Consider the following 20,409-nt stretch of genomic DNA (forward strand, 5'->3'; position numbering starts at 1 on the left):
GCCGATTGGCATGCCGAGCATCTTAAGGCGAATCGGCCATCCGGGTGGCCCGGCCGGGCCGGCCGGATGGCCGGGCCGCTTTGCCGGTGCTTTGCCCGGAAGCCGGCCCCGATCCCGTATAATCGATCGTTTCCGAATCCATGCCGCCGCGCGCCCCGCCTGGGGCGCCGGCGTTTGAAGCCGTCTTTGCCAGACTGTCCCCGCACGCCATGAAAGCTGCCGAAATCCGCGAGAAATTCCTCAAATTCTTCGAATCGAAGGGCCACACGATCGTTCGCTCGTCGAGCCTCGTGCCCGGTAACGACCCCACGCTGATGTTCACGAACTCGGGCATGGTCCAGTTCAAGGACGTCTTCCTCGGCACGGACCAGCGCCCGTATTCGCGCGCCACGACGGCGCAGCGCAGCGTGCGCGCGGGCGGCAAGCACAACGACCTCGAGAACGTCGGCTACACGGCGCGCCACCACACGTTCTTCGAGATGCTCGGCAACTTCTCGTTCGGCGACTACTTCAAGCACGACGCGATCCGCTTCGCGTGGGAGCTGCTGACCACGGTCTACCAGCTGCCGAAGGAAAAGCTGTGGGTCACCGTCTACCAGGAAGACGACGAGGCGTACGACATCTGGGCGAAGGAAGTCGGCGTGCCGGCCGAGCGCATCATCCGGATCGGCGACAACAAGGGCGCGCGCTACGCGTCCGACAACTTCTGGACGATGGGCGATACGGGCCCGTGCGGCCCGTGCACGGAAATCTTCTACGACCACGGCCCGGACGTGTGGGGCGGCCCGCCGGGGTCGGCCGAGGAAGACGGCGACCGCTACATCGAGATCTGGAACCTCGTGTTCATGCAGTTCAACCGCGACGCGCAGGGCAACATGACGCGCCTGCCGAAGCAGTCCGTCGACACCGGCATGGGCCTCGAGCGCCTCGCCGCGGTGCTGCAGCACGTGCACAGCAATTACGAGATCGACCTGTTCCAGAACCTGATCAAGGCCGCCGCGCGCGTGACCGAGATCAGCGACCTGAACAACAACTCGCTGAAGGTGATCGCCGATCACATCCGCGCGTGCTCGTTCCTGATCGTCGACGGCGTGATCCCCGGCAACGAAGGCCGCGGCTACGTGCTGCGCCGGATCGTGCGCCGTGCGATCCGCCACGGCTACAAGCTCGGCCGCAAGGGTTCGTTCTTCCACAAGCTGGTGGCCGACCTCGTCGCCGAGATGGGCGGCGCGTATCCGGAGCTGAAGGAAGCCGAACAGCGCGTGACCGACGTGCTGCGCCAGGAAGAAGAGCGCTTCTTCGAAACGATCGAGCACGGGATGTCGATCCTCGAGGGCGCGCTGGCCGACGTCGAAGCGAAGGGCGGCAAGGTGCTGGACGGCGAACTCGCGTTCAAGCTGCACGATACCTACGGCTTCCCGCTCGACCTCACGGCCGACGTGTGCCGCGAGCGCGGCATGACGGTCGACGAGCCGGCATTCGACGACGCGATGGCGCGCCAGCGCGAGCAGGCGCGCGCGGCCGGCAAGTTCAAGGCCACGCAGGGCCTCGAATACACGGGCGCGAAGACCACCTTCCACGGCTACGAGGAAATCGCGTTCGACGACGCGAAGGTCGTCGCGCTGTACATCGACGGCTCGTCGGTCAGCGAAGTGAAGACCGGCCAGGATGCGGTCGTCGTGCTCGACCACACGCCGTTCTACGCGGAATCGGGCGGCCAGGTCGGCGACCAGGGCGTGCTCGCGAATGCGTCGACGCGCTTCGCGGTGGCCGATACGCTGAAGGTGCAGGCCGACGTGATCGGCCACCACGGCTCGCTCGAGCAGGGCACGCTGAAGGTCGGCGACGTGCTGCGCGCGGAAATCGACGCGCACCGCCGTGCGCGCACGCAGCGCAACCACTCGGCCACCCACCTGATGCACAAGGCGCTGCGCGAGGTACTCGGCGCGCACGTGCAGCAGAAGGGCTCGCTGGTCGACGCCGAAAAAACCCGTTTCGACTTCGCGCACAACGCGCCGATGACCGACGACGAAATCCGTCGCGTCGAGCAGATCGTCAACAACGAAATCCTCGCGAACGCGCCGGGCATCGTGCGCGTGATGCCGTACGACGAAGCGGTGAAGGGCGGCGCGATGGCGCTGTTCGGCGAGAAGTATGGCGATGAAGTGCGCGTGCTCGACCTCGGCTTCTCGCGCGAACTGTGCGGCGGCACGCACGTGCACCGCACCGGCGACATCGGCTTCTTCAAGATCGTCGTCGAAGGCGGCGTCGCGGCCGGCATCCGCCGCGTCGAGGCGATCACCGGCGACAACGCGGTGCGCTTCGTGCAGGATCTCGACGCCCGCATGAACGAAGCGGCGGCCGCGCTGAAGGCGCAGCCGTCGGAGCTCACGCAGCGCATCGCGCAGGTGCAGGACCAGGTGAAGTCGCTCGAGAAGGAACTGGGCGCGCTGAAGTCGAAGCTCGCATCGAGCCAGGGCGACGAGCTCGCGCAGCAGGCCATCGAAATCGGTGGCGTGTACGTGCTGGCCGCGACGCTCGACGGCGCCGACGCGAAGACGCTGCGCGAAACGGTCGACAAGCTGAAGGACAAGCTGAAGAGCGCGGCGATCGTGCTGGCGGCCGTCGAAGGCGGCAAGGTCAGCCTGATCGCGGGCGTCACGCCCGACGCGAGCAAGAAGGTCAAGGCCGGCGAGCTCGTGAACTTCGTCGCGCAGCAGGTTGGCGGCAAGGGCGGCGGCCGTCCGGACATGGCGCAGGCAGGCGGCACCGAGCCGGCGAACCTGCCGGGCGCGCTGGCCGGCGTCAAGGGCTGGGTCGAAGAGCGTCTTTGATCGGCCCGGCCGGCGCAGCGCCCGAGAGGGCGGAGCGCCGGCCGGCACCGCGCGGTTCTGTTGGCGGAATCGCATGAAACGAAACGACCCGATCGGCCATTGGCCGGTCGGGTCGTTTTGCGTTTGCACGGGGTGCAGGTGGCTGATCCGCCGCCATGCCTGACGCACGAGCGGTAGCCAGCCATGCAGACGGGCGGCGCGCGGGTGCGTCGTCGTGCGTCCGTCGGCGGATCGCGTCAGGCCGGCTGCGCCACGCGCGGCTTCTGCGCCGGGTCCGGCTGCCGCGCGGCTTCGCCAAGCGCGTCGCGCAGCGCGGCGAGCGCCGCCGACGCATAACCCTGCCGCCACGCGAGCAGCGTATCGATGCCTTCGAGTTCGGCAATCGTGTGCGCGGCGATGTTGCCGGTTTCGGGCTGCAGGTCGAGCACCGAACGCGGCGCGACCGCGATGCCCGCGCCGGCCGCGACGCACGCGACGATCGCGTGATACGAGCCGAGTTCGAGCACGCGCGCCGGCTTCATCCCATGCGCGGCATACCACTGCTCGGCGTACTTGCGATACGCACAGCCGCGCTCGAACGCGATCAGCGTCGGCAGGATCACGTCGCGCGGCGTGCGCACCGGCGGATGGCCGCGCGGCGTGAGCAGCACCAGATCCTCGCGGAAGACCGGCACCGTCTCGAACGTGTCGGGCAGCGTGTCCGGCGCGGGCGGGCGCGCGAACAGCGCGGCGTCGATCTCGAAGTCGCGCACCTTGCCGATCAGCCAGCCCGTCGTACCCGTCACCAGTTCGAGCGACACGTCGGGCCACGCATGGTGATAGCGCGCGAGCACGGTCGGCAGCCGGCTCGCGGCGGTGCTCTCCATCGTGCCGAGCCGCAGCCGCCCGCGCGGCGTGTCCTCGCGCACCGCGTCGCGCGCCTCGTCGGCGAGCGCCAGCAGCCGCTCCGCATACGGCAGCAGCGTGTGCCCGGCCGGCGTCAGCACGAGCCGGCGGCCGTCGCGCACGAACAGCGCGGCGCCGAGTTCTTCCTCGAGCTGCTTGATGCGCGTCGTGACGTTCGACTGCACGCGATTGAGCTTCGCCGCCGCGCGCGTCACGCCGTTCTCGCGCACGACCGCCCGGAAAATCGCCAGCGCCGCCAGATCCATGATTCTCTCCAAGCGATGGATGGATTCTTAATTATTCATTTTTCGAGATCGTCTGGTCAAGCTACGATGGATGCATTCCGGTTTCCGATCCGGCCGGCGCGTCGTGCTCCGGCCCTTGCCGCCATGTCCCGCTCCGATGTCCCGACCGCCGCCGCCGGCGCGCTTCCGTCCGATCAGGCCGACCGACGCGCCCGCGCGGCCGCGCTGGCCTGCATGGTCGGCCTCGCCGTCGTGCTCGGCGTCGGCCGTTTCGCGTTCACGCCGCTGCTGCCGCTGATGCTCGCGGATGGCTCGATCGGCCTGAAGGCCGGCGGCTGGCTCGCATCGGCGAACTATGCGGGTTACTTCGCAGGCGCGGTCAGTTGCGCGGCGCTGCGCGTCGCGCCCGCGCGGATGGTCCGCTTCGGGCTCGCGGCCACCGTGCTGCTCACCGCCGCGATGGGCATCGGCCACCTGCTGCCCGTGTGGCTCGCGGTGCGCTTCGTCGCGGGTGTCGTCAGCGCGTGGACGTTCGTGTTCGTATCGCAATGGGGGCTGCGGCGCCTGGCCGAACTGCACGCGCCCGAGTGGAGCGGAGTGATCTACGCGGGGCCCGGCGTCGGCATCGTGCTGACGGGGCTGATCGGCAGCGCGCTGGTTGGCCGGCCAGCAGCGTCGGGCTGGCTCGGCTTCGCGGCGCTGTCGGCCGTGCTGTCGGTCGCGATCTGGCGCACCTTTGCGGTCGCGCCGGCGCAAGCCGCGCCGCCGGCCGGCACCACGCCGCACGCGGCCGCCGCGGCCTCGGCGGCCTCGGCGGCCTCCGCGGCGCCGGCCGACGCGCGCCGCCATCGAGCCGATGCGGCGTGGCTCGTCGTGCTGTACGGGACGCCGGGCTTCGGCTACATCATCACCGCGACGTTCCTGCCCGTGATCGCAAGCGCCGTGCTGCCGGCCGGTTCGCCGTGGCCCGACCTGTTCTGGCCGATGTTCGGCGCGGCGCTGATCGTCGGCGCGATCGCCGCCGCGCGGCTGCCCGGGCACTGGGACAACCGGCTGCTGCTGGCGGCCGGCTGCGCGACACAGGCGCTCGGCATCGCGGCCGGGATCGTGTGGCCGAACGCGCTCGGCTTCTCGGTCGGCAGCGCGCTGCTCGGGCTGCCGTTCACCGCGATCACGCTGTTCGCAATGCGCGAGGCGCGGCGCCTGCACGGCGAGCGCGCGGCCGGGCTGATGGGCTATGCGACCGCGTCGTACGGGGGCGGGCAGATTATCGGGCCGCTCGTCGCGGCGCCGCTTGCCGCGCGCTTCGGGTCGTTTTCCCCCGCGCTGTGGGTCGCGGTGGCCGCTCTGCTCGTGGGTGCCGCCGGCTTCGCGGCGATCGCGGCAAAGGGCCGCCTGCGACGCTGACGCCGGCGGGGCCGGATCGTCTGCGGCGCGCGCAAACTCGCTAGAATGGAAGCCTTTCCCGCGCCGAGCGGGTGCGCGGGCGGCCGGCAGGCGGCCGCCGGGCGTCCGCCAGATCCCCATCGATGACCACCGCCGACTACCGCTTTTGCCCGCGCTGCGCGAGCCCGCTGACCGAGCGCGCCGATCCCGAACATGAGGGCGGCCGTGTCCGCCAGGCGTGCCCCGACGACACCTGCGGCTATGTCCACTGGAACAATCCGCTGCCCGTCGTCGCCGCGATCGTCGAGCTCGACGGCAAGATCCTGCTCGCGCGCAATGCGGCCTGGCCCGAAGGGATGTTCGCGCTGATCACCGGTTTCCTCGAGAACGGCGAGACGCCCGAGGACGGCATCGCGCGCGAGGTGTTCGAGGAAACGGCGCTGAAGGCCGAGCACGTGTCGCTCGTCGGCGTCTACGAATTCATCCGCAAGAACGAACTGATCATCGCGTACCACGTGCGCGCGTCGGGCACGGTCGCGCTGTCGCCCGAACTGCTCGAATACCGGCTCGTCGAGCCGCCGCTGCTGCGCCCGTGGCGCGCCGGCACGGGCGTCGCGCTCGCCGACTGGATGCGCGCGCGCGGCCTCGATTTCGAATTCGTCGACCGGCCGGGGCAGTGACGGGCCGGCCCGTCCGCAGGGTTTCATCCGCCGTGCCGCGCGCGACCGCGACGCGGCGCTTCGCCTGTTGCCGGCGCGCCGTGCCACCCGGCCGCCGCGCTTCGTCTTCATCGTCCCCATCGTCCTGACCGCCATCGCCATGTCCGACAAGCCGCAGCCGCGTTCCCGCGACGCCTACCGCCACTTCCTGCCGATCACGACCCGCTGGATGGACAACGACGTCTACGGGCACGTGAACAACGTCGTCTACTACAGCTACTTCGACACCGTCGTGAACGAGTACCTGATCCGCACGGGCGTGCTCGACGTCGAGCACGGGCAGACGATCGGGCTCGTCGTCGAGACGCAGTGCAACTACTTCGCGCCGCTCGTGTTTCCGCAGTCGGTCGACGCGGGGCTGCGCGTCGCGAGGCTCGGCACGTCGAGCGTGCGCTACGAGGTCGGGCTGTTTGCGCAAGGCGACGCATCGCCCGCCGCGCAGGGGCATTTCGTGCACGTGTACGTCGATCGCGGCACGCGTCGCCCGGTGCCGCTGCCCGACGCGCTGCGCGCCGCGCTCGACCCGCTCGCGGCCTGACGGTTCGCGGTGCACGCGGTCGCGCTCCAGGCCTTCAACGGCCTCAGCTACGGTTTGCTGCTGTTCATGCTGTCGGCGGGTCTCACGCTGATCTTCAGCGTGCAGGGCGTGCTGAACTTCGCGCATGCGAGCTTCTACATGCTCGGCGCGTATCTCGGCTACAGCATCGCGGCGCGCGCGGGCTTCTGGCCCGCGCTCGTGCTCGCGCCGCTCGCGGTCGGGCTGCTCGGCGCCGGCTGCGAACGCGCTCTGCTGCGCCGCGTGCAGGCGCGCGGCCATACGAGCGAGCTGCTGCTGACCTTCGGCCTCGCGTACTTGATCGGCGAGGGCGCGAAACTGCTGTGGGGGCTCGCGCCGCTGCCGGCGCCCGTGCCGACGCTGTTCGACGGCGCACCCGTGACCGTATTCGGCCTCGCGCTGCCGCGCTACCGGTTGTTCATGATGGGGATGTCGACGGCGATGCTGGTCGCGCTCGGCGCGCTGCTGCGCGTGTCGCGCATCGGGCTCATCGTGCGCGCGGCGCTCACGCATCGCGCGGCCGTCGAGGCGCTCGGCTACGACGTGCCGCGCGTGATGACGGCGCTGTTCGGCGCGGGCACCGCGCTCGCGGCGCTGGCCGGCGTGATCGGCGCGCCGCTCGCGGTGATCGAACCCGCGCTGGCCGAGACCGTCGGGTCGGTCGTGTTCGCGGTCGTCGTGATCGGCGGGCTCGGTTCGCTCGGCGGCGCGTTCGCCGCGTCGCTCGCGGTCGGTTTCGCGCAGACCTTCGCGGCCGCGAGCGACACGTCGTTGCGCGATCTCGCGCAATGGGCCGGCGTCGCGCTGCCCGACAGCGTGGCCACGGTGTCGATCGCGCAGCTGGCGCCGCTGGTGCCGTACCTGCTGCTCGTCGCGGTGCTGGTCGCACGGCCGCGCGGGCTGTTCGGCGAGCGCGCCGATGCGTAGCCACGCGCTCGCCGGCCTTGCGCGCTGGTCGCTGTTCGCCGCGTGCGTCGCGCTGCCCGCGTGGCTGTGGCCGCACGGCGCAGTGCTCGGCTATCTCGCGCAGACGGCCGCGCTCGTCGTGCTCGCGCTGTCGTACAACCTGCAGCTCGGCACGACCGGGCTGCTGTCGTTCGGGCATGCGGCGTTCGCGGGCCTCGGCGCATTCGCGGCCGCGCACTGGTTCAACCGCTTCGGCGGGCCGCTGCCGTTGCTGCCGCTCGTCGGCGGCATGGCCGGCGCGGGCTTCGGCTTCGTCGCCGGTCTGCTCGCGACGCGCCGTTCAGGCACTGCGTTCGCGATGATCACGCTCGGGCTCGGCGAATGCGTCGCGGCCGCCGCGTGGAGCGTGCCCGCGTGGTTCGGCGGCATCGGCGGCGTGCCGATCGATCGCGCGAGCGGCACGCCGTGGGGCGGCTGGCATTTCGGCGCGCCGGTGCAGGCATACGCGGTGATCGCCGCATGGTGCGTCGTGTCGGCGTGGGCCATGCATGCGCTGACGCGCACGCCGCTCGCGCGGCTCGCGAACGCGGTGCGCGACAACCCGGAACGCGTTGCCGCGCTCGGCACCGATCCGCGCCGCGTGCGGCTCGCGATGGTCACTTGCGCGTCGTTCTTCGCAGGCATCGCCGGCACGCTGACGTTGATCGACGTCGAAATAGCGACGCCCGACAGCGTGTCGATGGCGCGCTCGGCGACCGTGCTGATCGCCGCGGTGATCGGCGGCACCGGCGCGTTCTTCGGGCCGCCGGCCGGCGCGGCCATGCTGACCGCGCTGAGCATCGTCGTCGCGGGCGTGTCGCGTGCGTGGGCGCTGTATCTCGGCGTCTTGTTCGTCGTGATCGTCGTGGCTGCGCCGCGCGGGATCGCGGGCATCGCGCAAGCGCTCGCGCATACGTTGCGCCGCGGCGCGCCGGCGGCCGAGCGGTGGCGCATGCTGTGCGGCGTCGTCGCGTGCGTGTTCTGGGGCGTTGCGATCGTCTGCGCGGCCGAACTCGGTTATGCGTGGCGCTTCGCGCAGGACGACGGCACGGGCTTCGCGTTCGGCGCCTGGGGCATCGACGCCGATACGCCGGCCGGCTGGGCCGTTGCGTGCTCGGCGGCCGGCATCGGCACGCTGCTGTGGGGCTGGCGTGCGCGGCTCGTGCAGGGCACGCGGGTCGGCAAGCGGGAGGACGGGCGATGAACGGCAACGCGATCGCGCTGCATGGCGTCACGCAGCGTTTCGGCGCGCAGACCGTGCTCGACGGCGTCGAGCTGAGCATCGCGGCCGGCGAGCGCCATGCGCTGATCGGGCCGAACGGCGCAGGCAAGTCGACGCTGTTCGGCGTGATCGCGGGCGCGACGCGGCCGACCCGCGGGCGCGTCGTGCTGCACGGCGTCGAGCTGCGCGGGCGCGGGCCGGTCGTCGCGAGCCGCCTCGGCATCGGCCGCAGTTTCCAGCAGACGAGCGCGTTCGCGCGGCTGACCGTGTTCGACAACCTGCGCTGCGCGGCGCTGCATGCGCCGGCCGAGCGGCGGCGCTGGTGGAACCGGCTGCGCGAATCGGCGTCGGTCGATCTCGCGGCCGCGCGCGTGCTGCACGACATCGGTCTCGACGCGCGGCGCGACACGCCGGCCGCCGAGCTGAGCTATGCGGAGCAGCGCGCGCTCGATCTCGGCATCGCGCTCGCGAGCGGCGCGCGCACGCTGCTGCTCGACGAGCCGACGGCCGGCATGAGCCGCGCACAGGCGGCGCGGATGATCGCGCTGATCCGCGCGACGACGCAGGGCCGCACGGTGCTGATGATCGAGCACGACATGGATGCGGTGTTCGGCTTCGCCGAACGCATCACGGTGCTCGTGCGCGGCACGGTGGTCGCGACCGGCGAGCCCGATGCGATCCGCGCCGATCCGGCGGTGCGCGCCGCGTATCTCGGCGAGGGCAGCGTATGACGAGCGCACTGCTCGACATTCGCGACCTGCGCGCGTGGTACGGGATGCAGCCCGTGCTCGACGGCGTCGATCTCGCGCTCGCGCCGGGCGAGACGCTCGCGCTGCTCGGCCGCAACGGCTCGGGGCGCTCGACGCTCGCGAAGGCCGTGATGGGGCTCGTGCGCACGGCCGGCTCGGTGCGCATCGCCGGCGCCGAATGCGCGGGCGCGCGCACGTTCGAGATCGCGCGGCGCGGTGTTGCTTACGTTGCCGAAAGCCGCGATGTATTTCCGCTGCTGACGGTGCGCGACAATCTGAAGCTCGGGCTGCGCGGCACGCGTGGCGCGGCCGAACGCGCGGCGCTCGAACGCCTGTTCGACCGTTTTCCGCTGCTGGCCGCGCGCGCGGACGTGAAGGCAGGCCGGCTGTCGGGCGGCGAGCAGCAGGTGCTCGCGCTGGTGCGTGCGCTCGCCGGCAGCCCGCGCGTGCTGATCGTCGACGAACCGGCCGAAGGGCTCGCGCCGCTCGCGGTCGACGAAGTCGGTGCGTGCCTCGCCGCACTGCAGGCCGACGGCGTCGCGATCGTGCTGATCGAACAGCGATTGCAGCTTGCGCCGAGGTTGACGACGCGCGTCGCGGTAATGGGGCGCGGACGGATCGTCTACGACGGCGCGCTCGACGGCCTGGGCGCAGACATCGCCAACGCGTGGCTGAGCGCCGGCTGACGGCGCCGAACCGATTGTTCGGCTGGCCCCGCCAGACAATTCGCGTCGAGCCGCTTTATCGCCGCCGCGCGGCGCCTTAAATTGCTACTCATGCCGGGCCGCCGCATCGATGCGGCAACCGGCGCCATCCATCGATAGTCATCTGACTGAGGAATGAAATCATGAGCAAGCTGACAGGCAAGGTAGCGATCGTCACGGGCGGTTCGAAGGGCATCGGCGCCGCGATCGCGAGGGCGCTGGCCGCGGAAGGCGCGTCGGTCGTCGTCAATTACGCGAGCAGCAAGGCGGGCGCCGACGCGGTCGTGAGTGCGATCGTCGAAGCCGGCGGCCGCGCGGTCGCGGTCGGCGGCGACGTGTCGAAGGCAGCCGACGCGCAGCGCATCGTCGATACGGCGATCGACACGTACGGCCGTCTCGACGTGCTCGTCAACAATTCCGGCGTGTACGAATTCGCGCCGATCGAAGCGATCACCGAAGAACATTACCGCCGGCAGTTCGATACGAACGTGTTCGGCGTGCTGCTCACGACGCAGGCGGCCGTCAAGCATCTCGGCGAAGGCGCAAGCATCATCAACATCAGCTCGGTGGTGACCAGCATCACGCCGCCCGCCAGCGCCGTCTACAGCGGCACCAAGGGCGCGGTCGACGCGATCACCGGCGTGCTTGCGCTCGAGCTCGGCCCGCGCAAGATCCGCGTGAACGCGATCAACCCGGGCATGATCGTGACCGAGGGCACGCACAGCGCGGGCATCATCGGTTCCGATCTCGAAGCGCAGGTGCTCGGCCAGACGCCGCTCGGCCGCCTCGGCGAGCCGAACGACATCGCGTCGGTCGCCGTGTTCCTCGCGTCGGACGATGCGCGCTGGATGACCGGCGAACACCTCGTCGTGAGCGGCGGGTTGAACTGATCCCGCGATACGGCAAATCGGCACCATCGGCGCACGTGCGCCGATGGTGCCGATTACGTCGTCAAGCGATCATCGCCAGCGCGTTCGCGCCGACGTGCCAGCGCAGGCTTTCGACGACGAGCGCGTGATTGCGCTCGCAGTCGAGCCCCGCGATCGTCATCGCACCGACGAGGCCGGCGCCGGCGACTCGCAACGGCACGCCGCCGCCGTCGAGTGCGTAGTCGTCGTCCGACAGGCCCTGCGACCGCAGCGACCAGCCGGCGCGGCGAAACTGCGTGCCGACCTCGAGCGAACTCAGGCCGAAACGGAGCACCGTGTTCTGCCGGCGGCGGATCGCGTCGCTGTCTTCCGCACGGCTGCCGTCGAGCGCACAGTAGAACAGCGGTGCCGCTTCGCCGACGATGCCGACCGCGATTGGCAACCCGCGGCGCGATGCGATATTGGTCGCGATTTCCCCCAGCCGGCGCGCAACATCGGCATTGAAGTACGGCAGCGCCGTGTGCGGCGCGGCGTGATCGATGCGCAGGAAGGTCGTCACCATGGCGGCTCCGTATCGTCGCAAGTCGTGTTCGCGCGCCGGCGTCGCCTCGTCACGGGCCGCGCGCTTGCCCGTGGTTCGTTCAGCGCTTCAGCGCCGCGTCGAGCATCCACTCGTGCGCGGGGTCGTTCTTGAATGCCCACGCGCGGCTCGGCCCGGCCATCACGTTCAGGTAGTACAGGTTGTAGCCGTGCGGCGCGACGACCGGGTGGTAGCCGCGCGGCACCATCACGACGTCGTGGTTCTCGACCGCGCACGCTTCGTCGAGGCTGCGGTCGTCCGTGTACACGCGCTGGAACGCGAAACCCTGCGGCGGGTCGATCCGGTGGTAGTAGGTTTCTTCGAGCGAGGTCTCGTCGGGTGCCGCGTCGCGGTCGTGCTTGTGCGGCGGATAGCTGCTCGAATGGCTGGCCGGCGTGACGACCTCGACGACCAGCAGCCGGTCGGCCGCCGGGTTGTCGCCCATCAGGATGTCGCACACATAGCGCGTGTTGGTGCCTTGCCCTCGCACCGAGCGGCGCATCCGTTCGCCGTCGAGGCGCCGCACCGGCTTGTCGCCGCTCGCGTATGGCGCGGTGCACAGCGCGATTTCCGCATCGCGCGTCGCGACCAGCGTGACGGTCTTGCCGCCCGGCACGTACAGCGCGTCCGGCGACACGTCCTCGAAGACGCTGTCGCGCTTGCCGAGCGCATCGTAGGTTTCGCCGTCGACGTCCGCGCGCACCGTGCCGGTGAGCACGACGACGCACAGCTCGCGCGCGCCGGTGTCGAGCGTTTCGGTGTCGCCGGCCTTCAGGCGCAGCGCGCGAAAACCGACATGCTTCCAGCCGGCCGACTCGGGCGTGACGTTGCAGATTTCGCGGTCGGCGGATGCCTTGACCAGCAGGGGAGAAATCGTCATGGGGTGGGGCTCCGCAATAGAGTAGGGCTCAAGCGTTCGGGCACTTGCGTGCTCACGCGCTCAACCGGTCGACGATCGCGCGCAGCGACTCGTAGCCCTTTTTCGCATACGCGTAGCTCGGCGCGACGGCCGGATCCTGCTCGGCCTCGACGACGAGCCAGCCTTCGTAACCGGCGTCCTTCAGCGTGCGCAGCGTCGCTTCGTAGTCGAGCGCACCGTCGCCGGGCACCGTGAAGGTGCCGTTGATCACGCCGTTCAGGAAGCTCCAGCCGTCGTTGCGCGCCTGCGTGACGACCTGCGCCCGCACGTCCTTGCAATGCACGTGGACCACGCGCGACACGTGCTTCTTCAGCAGCGTCACCGGGTCGGCCGCACCGCCGAAATATGCGTGGCCGGTGTCGAACAGCAGGAACACCTTCGCCGGATCGGTCAGCGCCATCAGCCGGTCGACGTCGTCGGGCGACTCGACGTACGCGCCCATGTGGTGATGGTAGGCGAGCTTGATCCCGTACGTGTCGAGCAGGTGCGCGCCGAATGCGTCGAGGCGCGCCGCGTAGCGCTGCCATGCCGCGTCGTCGACGAAGCGCGGCCGCTTCGCGATCGGCGTGTCGATGCTGCCCTGGATCGTGCCCGCGCATTCGCCGTAGACGACGACCTTCACGTCGTTGTATTGCAGCTTCGTCATGTGCGCGCGGCAGCGTTCGATTTCCGCGGCGAGCGCATCGGCGTCGGTCATGCCCGGTTCGACTTCCGCGAGGAAGCCCGAATACCAGCCCGATACGCACACGAGCCCGAACTCGGCGAGCTTCGCCTTCAGCTCGGGGCCCGTCTTCGGAAACTTGTTGCCGAGCTCGAAGCCCGCGTAGCCGATTTCGGCGCCTTCCTTCAGCGCCGTTTCAAGCGGCGTCTCGCCGCCGAGCGACGGCAGGTCGTCGTTCATCCACGACAGGGGATTGATACCGATGCGGACGTTCCAGCTCATGAGGTGCTTCCTTGGTTCGAATGTGTTTTTCGCGGGGCGGGTGGGCAGGCAGCGCGCGGCATCAGCGCCGCTGCCGGGTCTTTGCGTCGAGATACGCGCGGTGCGCCTGCTCGACGCCGGCGCGCTCGGATACCTGCGGCACCGCGACTTCCCACCACGCACCGCCGTCGTCGGTCGTGCGCTTGTGCGTGGTGTCGATCACGAGCACCTGGCTCGTCTTCGCCGCGCGAGCGCGCTTCATTTCGCTGCGCAGCTCGCCGACGTCGCGCACGTGCACGGCGTCGGCGCCCATCGCGCGCGCATGCATCGCGAAGTCGATCGTCGAGCGCGCGCCGCCTTCCGGCACGCAGTCGTCGAGCATGTTGTTGAAGCTCGCGCCGCCGCAATTCAGCTGCAGCCGCTCGATGCAGCCGTAGCCGCGGTTGTCGAGGATCACGACAATCAGCTTGCGGCCGAGCATCACGGAAGTGGCGAGTTCGGCGTTGAGCATCATGTACGAGCCGTCGCCGACGATCACGATCACTTCGCGTTCGGGCCGCGCGAGCTTCGCACCGAGGCCGCCCGCGACCTCGTAGCCCATGCACGAATACGCATAGTCCATGTGGTAGTTGCCCGGCACGCCGCTGCGCCACAGCTTGTGCAGCTCGGCCGGCAGCGTACCGGCCGCGCACACGACGAGATCGTCGCGCGCGCTGTCGCGGCCCGCGTCGGCCGCGGAGTCGCGCACCGCGCCGATCACGTCCGCATCGTACGGCAGCGTGTCCTTCGGCACGCGCGTCGTCAGTTCGGTCACGCGTGCGTTCCACGCGGCGGCCTGGTCGCGGTTGGCGGCCGTCCACGCCGCGTCGGCGCGCCAGCCGGCCAGCGCGGCGGACAACTGGCCGAGGCCCGTGCGCGCATCGGCGACCAGCTGCCGGCCGCGTTTCTTGCCCGCGTCGAACGGCTGCACGTTCAGGCTCAGCAGCGTCGCGTCGCCGTAAAGCGCGTGCGAGCCGGTCGTGAAGTCCTGCAGCCGCGTGCCGACCGCGAGCACGACGTCGGCCTGCGCGGCCGCGCGGTTCGCGGCGGGCGAGCCCGTCACGCCGATCGAGCCGAGGTTCAGCGGGTGATCCCACGCGAGGCTGCCCTTGCCGGCCTGCGATTCGGCGACCGGCACGCCGTGCGTGTCGGCGAACGCGCGCAGCGCGTCCCATGCCTGGCTGTACAGCACGCCGCCGCCGGCGACGATCAGCGGCTTCTTCGCGGCCTTCAGCACGTCGAGCGCGTCGGCGAGTTCGAGCGGGTCGGCCGGCGGCCGGCGCATCCGGATCACTGGCGGCGCGAAGAACGCCTCGGGCCAGTCGTACGCGAAGGTCTGCACGTCCTGCGGCAGCGCGAGACACACGGGGCCGCACTGCGCGGGGTCGGTCATCACCTGGATCGCGCGCGGCAGCGCGACGAGCAGTTGCTCGGGCGACGTGATCCGGTCGAAGTAGCGCGTGACGGGGCGGAAGCAGTCGTTCGCGCTGACGTCGCCCTGTTCGAAATCCTCGACCTGCTGCAGCACCGGGTCAGGCAGCCGCGACACGAACACGTCGCCGGGCAGCAGCAGCAGCGGCAGCCGGCCGACGTGCGCGAGCGCGGCCGACGTCAGCATGTTGGTCGCGCCGGGGCCGATGCTCGACGTCGCGGCCATCATCCGCTGGCGGAAATTCGCTTTCGCGAACGCGACGGCCGCGTTGGCCATCCCTTGCTCGTTATGCGCGCGGAACGTCGGCAGCCGGTCTTGCTCGGCGTGCAACGCTTCGCCGAGCCCGGCCACGTTGCCGTGGCCGAAGATGGCGAACACGCCGCCGCAGTACGGCAGGATCTCGGTGCGGCCGTCGGGCTGGACGACTTCGGCGCGCAGGGCGGCCAGGTAGCGCACGAGCGCCTGGCTGACGGTCAGTCTCACGGTAGGGGTCATCGTCGGTCGGTGAAGAAGGATCGAATCGGTCATGACGGGCGCGCGCATCAGGCCGCGGCGGCGCGCGCGGCGCCCCGGCGGCCGAGCCACGCGTCCACGAGTTGCGCGAAGTTGCCGGCGACCTCGTCGATCAGCGCCTGGTCGTCGATCCGGCCGGCGAGCCAGTTCAGCGACGCATCGGCCCACAGCGTGCGCCCGACCATGAAGCCCTTGACGATCGGGTTGGTCGCCGAGCGGAAGCTGTCGACGAGATATTGCAGCGGCTGGTTCAGCCCGAGGATCACCGCGCCTCGGCAATGCGGGTCGCGCTCGGCGATCAGCGTAGCGAGCCGCGCCCAGCCGTCGGCGCTCAGCGGCGACAGCTTCCACCATTCGGGCATCACGCCGAGGTTGTAGAAGCGCGCGACCGCACGCAGCACCGCATCGTCCTCGGTGCCGGCCGGCGTGACCGCGCGCGGCGGAATGACTTCCAGCAGCAGCTCGTTGCCGCTGGCGCGCGTGGCTTCCCACAGCTCGAGCACGCGCTGCTCCTGCGCGACGCGCAGGTCGACGTCGTCGTCGGGGTGATAGTGGACCAGGCACTTCACGACCTGCTCGGTCGGCCAGTGCGTGAGCGACGAGCCGACCGAGCGCGTCTCGTCGAAGCGCAGCGGCCGCGAACCCGGCAGCTCGACCGGGCGGCCGACCCACCAGCCGCGCCCGGTGGCCGACGCGAGCGCGTCGCTGCCGTACGCGCCGCCGTCGATCAGCACGCCGACATGGCCTTCGATATGACGATCGCGCTCGACCTGTTCGGCCGCGCGCACGAGCAGGCGCTTCAGCGTCTTGATCCGCGCCTCGTCCGCGCCGGCCTGCACCGCGAGTTCGTAGAACTGGCTGCGATGGTCGAACGCCATCACGCACAGGTCGTCCCATTCGCGGCGCGGCACCGTGACGCGATGCAGGTGCGCGAGCGTGCGGTCCGCGTCGACCACGGGATTGCGGCTGCCGTCGAACCAGTGCGCGAGTTCGGCCGGCGTCGGCATCGCGGCCGAGCACGCATGGCGCGACACGACGATCGCGCCGCATGCGTTCGCGATGCGCGTCGATTCGGCCCAGTCGCGGCCGCGCAGCAGCCCCGACAGCAGGCCCGACAGGAACGCGTCGCCCGCGCCGAGCACGTTGAGCACCTCGACGCGTTCGCCGAGGAAGGTCGGCGCATCGTCGATGCGCGCCGGGATGTCGCCTTCGATCACGCAGCAGCCGAGCGCGCCGCGCTTGACGACCAGCGTGGCGTTCGTGATCCCGCGCACCGCCTGCAACGAACCGATCAGGTCGTGCGGCACGCCGCCCGCGATCAGGAATTCCTCTTCGGTGCCGACCAGCAGGTCGAATTCGCCGAGCACCTGCTGCAACTGCCGTGTCACCTGCGCGTCGGGCACGTAGCGGTTCTCGCCCGCGCCGCGCGCGGTCAGCCCCCACAGCACGGGCCGGTAGTCGATATCGAGGATCCGCACGACGCCGTGGCGGCGCGCGTAGCCGAGCGCGGTCAGCGACGCCTCGCGCGTGGCCGGCGTCGAAAGGTGCGTGCCGGTGATCGCGAGCGCGCGGCAGCCGGCGATGAAGTCCTCGCGGATCTCGTCGGCGCGCACGGCCATGTCCGCGCAGTTCTCGCGCACGAACAGCAGCGGGAACGTGTCGCGATCCTTCAGCCCGAGCAGCACCAGCGCGGTGAGGCGCTCGCGGTCGGTCTGCAGCTGGCTCGTGTCGCAGCCTTCGCGCTCGAGCGTCTCGCGCACGAAGCGGCCCATCTGCTCGTCGCCGACGCGCGAGATCATCGCGGTCTTCAGCCCGAGCCGGGCCACGCCGAACGCGACGTTGCCCGACGAGCCGCCGAGATACATCTGGAAGCTGCGCGCGTCCTCCAGGCGGCTGCCGTACTGCTGCGCATAGAGATCCACGGCCACGCGGCCGAGGCAGGCGAGATCGATGGGGCGGTCACTCGGAAAGTTCAGCAGGCTCATATCACGTATCACGCTCGCGGCCGGCGTTCGGCGCTGCCGGCAGTTTAGGGGACCGATCTTCCGGCGACGGTCCGCAACGTGCGCTGCACGACGCGAGGCTGCCTGCCGCAAGGAATCGGGCTACGGACGCAGTCTAGACTTTTTGGAAATCCAGTTCCCTAGGTGAAATCACGTAGAAATAAATTTCCAAATTTTCGAGGAAGTGATCTACAGTTTCATCCGGATGCTTCAGTCCGTATCGGACTCGGCCCGGCGGCGCGCAACGCGCCGTCTTCCGCCCCCCGGAGATGAGGAGACAGATTGATCATGAAGACCAAGCTGATGGCCGTCGCGGCCGCCGCGATCCTGGCTGCGCCGCTCGCGCACGCCGAGAAGATCGGCGTGACGATGGCGTCGTTCGACGACACGTTCCTGACGATCCTGCGCAACAGCATCAACGACGCAGCGAAGAAGGACGGTGCGACGGTGCAGATCGAGGACGGCGGCAACGACGTCGGCAAGCAGTTGAGCCAGGTTCAGAACATGATCGCGCAGAAGGTCGACGCGATCATCGTGAACGCGGTCGACACCGACGCGACGCCGAAGATCACGAAGATGGTGACGGCGGCGAAGATCCCGCTCGTCTACGTGAACCGCAAGCCGGTCGATTTCGACAAGCTGCCGGCCGGCGTCGCGGTCGTCGCGTCCGACGAGAAGCAGTCGGGCACGCTGCAGGCGCGCCAGGTGTGCAAGCTGCTCGGCGGCAAGGGCGACCTCCTCGTGCTGATGGGCGAGCTGTCCAACGAATCGGCGCGCGCCCGCACCAAGGACATCGAGGACGTGATCGCGACGAAGGACTGCTCGGGCATGAAGATCGTCGACAAGCGCGAAGGCAAGTGGAGTCGCACGCAGGGCCAGGACATCACGATGAACTGGCTGAGCTCCGGGACGAAGTTCGACGCGATCGTGTCGAACAACGACGAGATGGCGATCGGCGCGATCAACGCGCTGAAGGCCGCGCGCAAGTGGACGCCGAAGACCGTCGTCGCCGGCATCGACGCGACGCCGGACGGCCTCGCATCGATGAAGAGCGGCGAGCTGAAGGTGTCCGTGTACCAGAACGCGATCGGGCAGGGCGCGCAGTCGGTTGCCGCCGCGCTGAAGCTCGCGAAGAAGCAGAACGTCGACCGCTTCGTGAACGTGCCGTTCGAGCTCGTGACGCCCGAGAACATGAACCAGTACGCCAAGCACTGACCGGCTTTTCCGTTGAACTGCGCGGGCCCGGCCTGGCCGGGCCCGCGCGACTTGTCGAGGAACGTCCATGTTTACAGCCAGGATCGCGCGCCCGATGGCCGGCGTCGACGCGCCGGCCGCTTCATCCGGAGGATCGCCCGGCGCATCCGGATCGTCCGGTTCGCCGGCTTCTGCCGCGGCCGACTGCGTGCTCGAGGTGCGCGGCGTCGGCAAGTCCTTTCCCGGCGTCGTCGCGCTCGACGGCGTGCAGTTCCGCGTGCGCCGCGGCACCGTCCATGCGCTGATGGGCGAGAACGGCGCGGGCAAGTCGACGCTGATGAAGATCATCGCGGGCGTCTACACGCCCGATCAGGGCGAGATCCTGATCAACGGCGAACCCGTCGTGCTGAACGGCCCGCTCGATGCGCTCAACCGCGGGATCGCGATGATCCACCAGGAACTCAACCTGATGCCGTACATGACGGTCGCGGAGAACATCTGGATCCGCCGCGAACCGAAGAACCGTTTCGGCCTGATCGATCACGCGGAGTTGCGCCGCCGCACGGCCGCGCTGTTCGAGCGGCTGTCGATCGACATCGATCCGGAAACCGACGTGCGCACGCTGACGGTCGCGAGCCGGCAGATGGTCGAGATCGCGAAGGCCGTGTCGTTCGACTCGGACGTGCTGATCATGGACGAGCCGACGTCGGCGCTGACCGACAAGGAAGTCACGCACCTGTTCCGGATCATTCGCCAGCTGCGCGAGCAGGGCAAGGGCATCGTCTACATCACGCACAAGATGAACGAGCTGTTCGAGATCGCCGACGAGTTCTCGGTGTTCCGCGACGGCAAGTACATCGGCACGCATGCGTCGAGCGACGTCACGCGCGACGACATCATCCGGATGATGGTCGGGCGCGAGATCACGCAGATGTTCCCGAAGGAAGAGGTGCCGATCGGCGACGTCGTGCTGTCGGTGAAGAACCTCGGCGTCGACGGCGTGTTCCGCGACGTGAGCTTCGAGCTGCGCGCGGGCGAGATCCTCGGCGTCGCGGGCCTGGTCGGCTCGGGGCGCTCGAACGTCGCGGAGGCGCTGTTCGGCGTCGTGCCGGCCACGTCGGGCGAGATCCGGATCGACGGCAAGCCGGTGCGGATCGCGACGCCCGCGCAGGCGATGAAGCACGGGATGGCGTTCCTGACCGAGGACCGCAAGGACAGCGGCTGCTTCCTGAATCTCGACCTGCTCGCGAACATGGAAGCGGCGGTGCTCAGCAACCGCTACGTGAAGTTCAATTTCGTGCAGCAGACGCAGTTGAAGCGCGACTGCGAGGAAATGAGCCGGATGCTGCGCGTGAAATCGCCCGGGCTGCACGAGGAGATCCAGAACCTGTCGGGCGGCAACCAGCAGAAGGTGCTGATCGGCCGCTGGCTGCTCACGCAGCCGCGCATCCTGATCCTCGACGAACCGACGCGCGGCATCGACGTCGGCGCGAAGGCCGAGATCCACCGGCTCGTCAGCGCGCTCGCCGGCAAGGGCGTCGCGGTGCTGATGATCTCGTCGGAGATGCCGGAGGTGCTGGGAATGAGCGACCGCGTGATGGTGATGCACGAAGGGCGCATGACCGGCATCGTCGAACGCAAGGATGCCGACCAGGTCCGCATCATGGATCTCGCGTCGCGCTGATCCGAAACA

17 protein-coding genes are annotated in these 20,409 nt (G+C 69.8%); 11 read left to right on the forward strand and 6 right to left on the reverse strand.

Annotated features, from left to right (window positions below):
- The first annotated feature begins 209 nt into the window (after positions 1-209).
- Positions 210-2,834, forward strand: a complete 2,625-nt coding sequence (alaS, locus tag AC3WLY_RS10940) for an alanine--tRNA ligase (protein ID WP_492309430.1) — start codon at positions 210-212, stop codon at positions 2,832-2,834.
- Between the two features lie 236 nt (positions 2,835-3,070).
- Here alaS and AC3WLY_RS10945 read toward each other — a convergent pair whose 3' ends face one another.
- Complete coding sequence (locus AC3WLY_RS10945) at positions 3,071-3,985, reverse strand: LysR substrate-binding domain-containing protein (RefSeq protein WP_492309431.1); 915 nt, start codon at positions 3,983-3,985, stop codon at positions 3,071-3,073.
- 123 nt (positions 3,986-4,108) lie between these two features.
- Between AC3WLY_RS10945 and AC3WLY_RS10950 the strand changes: the two genes are divergently transcribed.
- The 8 genes from AC3WLY_RS10950 (at position 4,109) to AC3WLY_RS10985 (ending at position 11,135) form a co-directional block, all read left to right on the forward strand.
- Entirely contained in the window at positions 4,109-5,371 is a 1,263-nt protein-coding gene (locus AC3WLY_RS10950; RefSeq protein WP_492309432.1) for a YbfB/YjiJ family MFS transporter, read from the forward strand.
- A gap of 122 nt (positions 5,372-5,493) precedes the next feature.
- Positions 5,494-6,030, forward strand: coding sequence for an NUDIX domain-containing protein (locus AC3WLY_RS10955; protein WP_072444388.1), 537 nt, complete (start codon positions 5,494-5,496; stop codon positions 6,028-6,030).
- 139 nt (positions 6,031-6,169) lie between these two features.
- Positions 6,170-6,607: an acyl-CoA thioesterase gene (locus AC3WLY_RS10960; RefSeq protein ID WP_175961635.1), complete on the forward strand. Its 438-nt coding sequence runs from the start codon at positions 6,170-6,172 to the stop codon at positions 6,605-6,607.
- Positions 6,608-6,616: 9 nt separating this feature from the next.
- Entirely contained in the window at positions 6,617-7,552 is a 936-nt protein-coding gene (locus tag AC3WLY_RS10965) for a branched-chain amino acid ABC transporter permease (RefSeq protein ID WP_425132357.1), read from the forward strand.
- Entirely contained in the window at positions 7,545-8,774 is a 1,230-nt protein-coding gene (locus AC3WLY_RS10970; protein ID WP_492309433.1) for a branched-chain amino acid ABC transporter permease, read from the forward strand. The genes AC3WLY_RS10965 and AC3WLY_RS10970 overlap by 8 nt, the downstream gene beginning before the upstream one ends.
- A complete protein-coding gene (locus AC3WLY_RS10975) occupies positions 8,771-9,523 on the forward strand; it encodes an ABC transporter ATP-binding protein (protein ID WP_492309434.1) in 753 nt (250 codons plus the stop codon). The genes AC3WLY_RS10970 and AC3WLY_RS10975 overlap by 4 nt, the downstream gene beginning before the upstream one ends.
- Positions 9,520-10,227 carry an ABC transporter ATP-binding protein gene (locus AC3WLY_RS10980; RefSeq protein ID WP_175961631.1) on the forward strand — a complete coding sequence of 236 codons (708 nt, stop codon included), beginning with the start codon at positions 9,520-9,522 and terminating at the stop codon, positions 10,225-10,227. Before AC3WLY_RS10975 ends, AC3WLY_RS10980 begins: the two co-directional genes overlap by 4 nt.
- Positions 10,228-10,388: 161 nt before the next feature.
- Entirely contained in the window at positions 10,389-11,135 is a 747-nt protein-coding gene (locus AC3WLY_RS10985; RefSeq protein ID WP_175961630.1) for an SDR family NAD(P)-dependent oxidoreductase, read from the forward strand.
- 61 nt (positions 11,136-11,196) lie between these two features.
- Here the strand turns inward: AC3WLY_RS10985 and AC3WLY_RS10990 are convergent, their stop codons facing one another.
- The 5 genes from AC3WLY_RS10990 to AC3WLY_RS11010 form a co-directional block, all read right to left on the reverse strand.
- Positions 11,197-11,676 (reverse strand): heme-degrading domain-containing protein, encoded by a 480-nt coding sequence (locus tag AC3WLY_RS10990; RefSeq protein ID WP_492309435.1) that lies wholly within the window; start codon positions 11,674-11,676, stop codon positions 11,197-11,199.
- A 79-nt stretch (positions 11,677-11,755) separates the two neighbouring features.
- Complete coding sequence (iolB, locus tag AC3WLY_RS10995) at positions 11,756-12,574, reverse strand: 5-deoxy-glucuronate isomerase (protein WP_492309436.1); 819 nt, start codon at positions 12,572-12,574, stop codon at positions 11,756-11,758.
- Between the two features lie 52 nt (positions 12,575-12,626).
- Entirely contained in the window at positions 12,627-13,556 is a 930-nt protein-coding gene (iolE, locus tag AC3WLY_RS11000) for a myo-inosose-2 dehydratase (protein ID WP_492309437.1), read from the reverse strand.
- Between the two features lie 61 nt (positions 13,557-13,617).
- Complete coding sequence (gene iolD, locus AC3WLY_RS11005) at positions 13,618-15,501, reverse strand: 3D-(3,5/4)-trihydroxycyclohexane-1,2-dione acylhydrolase (decyclizing) (RefSeq protein ID WP_492309438.1); 1,884 nt, start codon at positions 15,499-15,501, stop codon at positions 13,618-13,620.
- Positions 15,502-15,548: 47 nt separating this feature from the next.
- Positions 15,549-17,504, reverse strand: a complete 1,956-nt coding sequence (locus AC3WLY_RS11010; RefSeq protein ID WP_175961625.1) for a bifunctional 5-dehydro-2-deoxygluconokinase/5-dehydro-2-deoxyphosphogluconate aldolase — start codon at positions 17,502-17,504, stop codon at positions 15,549-15,551.
- A 306-nt stretch (positions 17,505-17,810) separates the two neighbouring features.
- On the opposite strand from AC3WLY_RS11010, the gene AC3WLY_RS11015 reads away from it, so the two are divergent.
- Both AC3WLY_RS11015 and AC3WLY_RS11020 read left to right on the forward strand, forming a co-directional pair.
- Positions 17,811-18,737, forward strand: coding sequence for a sugar ABC transporter substrate-binding protein (locus tag AC3WLY_RS11015; RefSeq protein ID WP_175961624.1), 927 nt, complete (start codon positions 17,811-17,813; stop codon positions 18,735-18,737).
- Positions 18,738-18,804: 67 nt separating this feature from the next.
- Complete coding sequence (locus AC3WLY_RS11020; RefSeq protein ID WP_492309439.1) at positions 18,805-20,400, forward strand: sugar ABC transporter ATP-binding protein; 1,596 nt, start codon at positions 18,805-18,807, stop codon at positions 20,398-20,400.
- The last annotated feature ends 9 nt before the right edge of the window (positions 20,401-20,409 follow it).

It is taken from the genome of Burkholderia sp. FW306-1C-G01B (assembly GCF_058781685.1).

Bases quoted from the DNA above. Each gene is read 5' to 3' on its own strand.
- alaS (WP_492309430.1), top strand. From the start codon at position 210: ATGAAAGCTGCCGAAATCCGCGAGAAATTCCTCAAATTCTTCGAATCG.
- AC3WLY_RS10945 (WP_492309431.1), bottom strand. From the start codon at position 3,985: ATGGATCTGGCGGCGCTGGCGATTTTCCGGGCGGTCGTGCGCGAGAAC.
- AC3WLY_RS10950 (WP_492309432.1), top strand. From the start codon at position 4,109: ATGTCCCGCTCCGATGTCCCGACCGCCGCCGCCGGCGCGCTTCCGTCC.
- AC3WLY_RS10955 (WP_072444388.1), top strand. From the start codon at position 5,494: ATGACCACCGCCGACTACCGCTTTTGCCCGCGCTGCGCGAGCCCGCTG.
- AC3WLY_RS10960 (WP_175961635.1), top strand. From the start codon at position 6,170: ATGTCCGACAAGCCGCAGCCGCGTTCCCGCGACGCCTACCGCCACTTC.
- AC3WLY_RS10970 (WP_492309433.1), top strand. From the start codon at position 7,545: ATGCGTAGCCACGCGCTCGCCGGCCTTGCGCGCTGGTCGCTGTTCGCC.
- AC3WLY_RS10975 (WP_492309434.1), top strand. From the start codon at position 8,771: ATGAACGGCAACGCGATCGCGCTGCATGGCGTCACGCAGCGTTTCGGC.
- AC3WLY_RS10980 (WP_175961631.1), top strand. From the start codon at position 9,520: ATGACGAGCGCACTGCTCGACATTCGCGACCTGCGCGCGTGGTACGGG.
- AC3WLY_RS10985 (WP_175961630.1), top strand. From the start codon at position 10,389: ATGAGCAAGCTGACAGGCAAGGTAGCGATCGTCACGGGCGGTTCGAAG.
- AC3WLY_RS10990 (WP_492309435.1), bottom strand. From the start codon at position 11,676: ATGGTGACGACCTTCCTGCGCATCGATCACGCCGCGCCGCACACGGCG.
- iolB (WP_492309436.1), bottom strand. From the start codon at position 12,574: ATGACGATTTCTCCCCTGCTGGTCAAGGCATCCGCCGACCGCGAAATC.
- iolE (WP_492309437.1), bottom strand. From the start codon at position 13,556: ATGAGCTGGAACGTCCGCATCGGTATCAATCCCCTGTCGTGGATGAAC.
- iolD (WP_492309438.1), bottom strand. From the start codon at position 15,501: ATGACCCCTACCGTGAGACTGACCGTCAGCCAGGCGCTCGTGCGCTAC.
- AC3WLY_RS11010 (WP_175961625.1), bottom strand. From the start codon at position 17,504: ATGAGCCTGCTGAACTTTCCGAGTGACCGCCCCATCGATCTCGCCTGC.
- AC3WLY_RS11015 (WP_175961624.1), top strand. From the start codon at position 17,811: ATGAAGACCAAGCTGATGGCCGTCGCGGCCGCCGCGATCCTGGCTGCG.
- AC3WLY_RS11020 (WP_492309439.1), top strand. From the start codon at position 18,805: ATGTTTACAGCCAGGATCGCGCGCCCGATGGCCGGCGTCGACGCGCCG.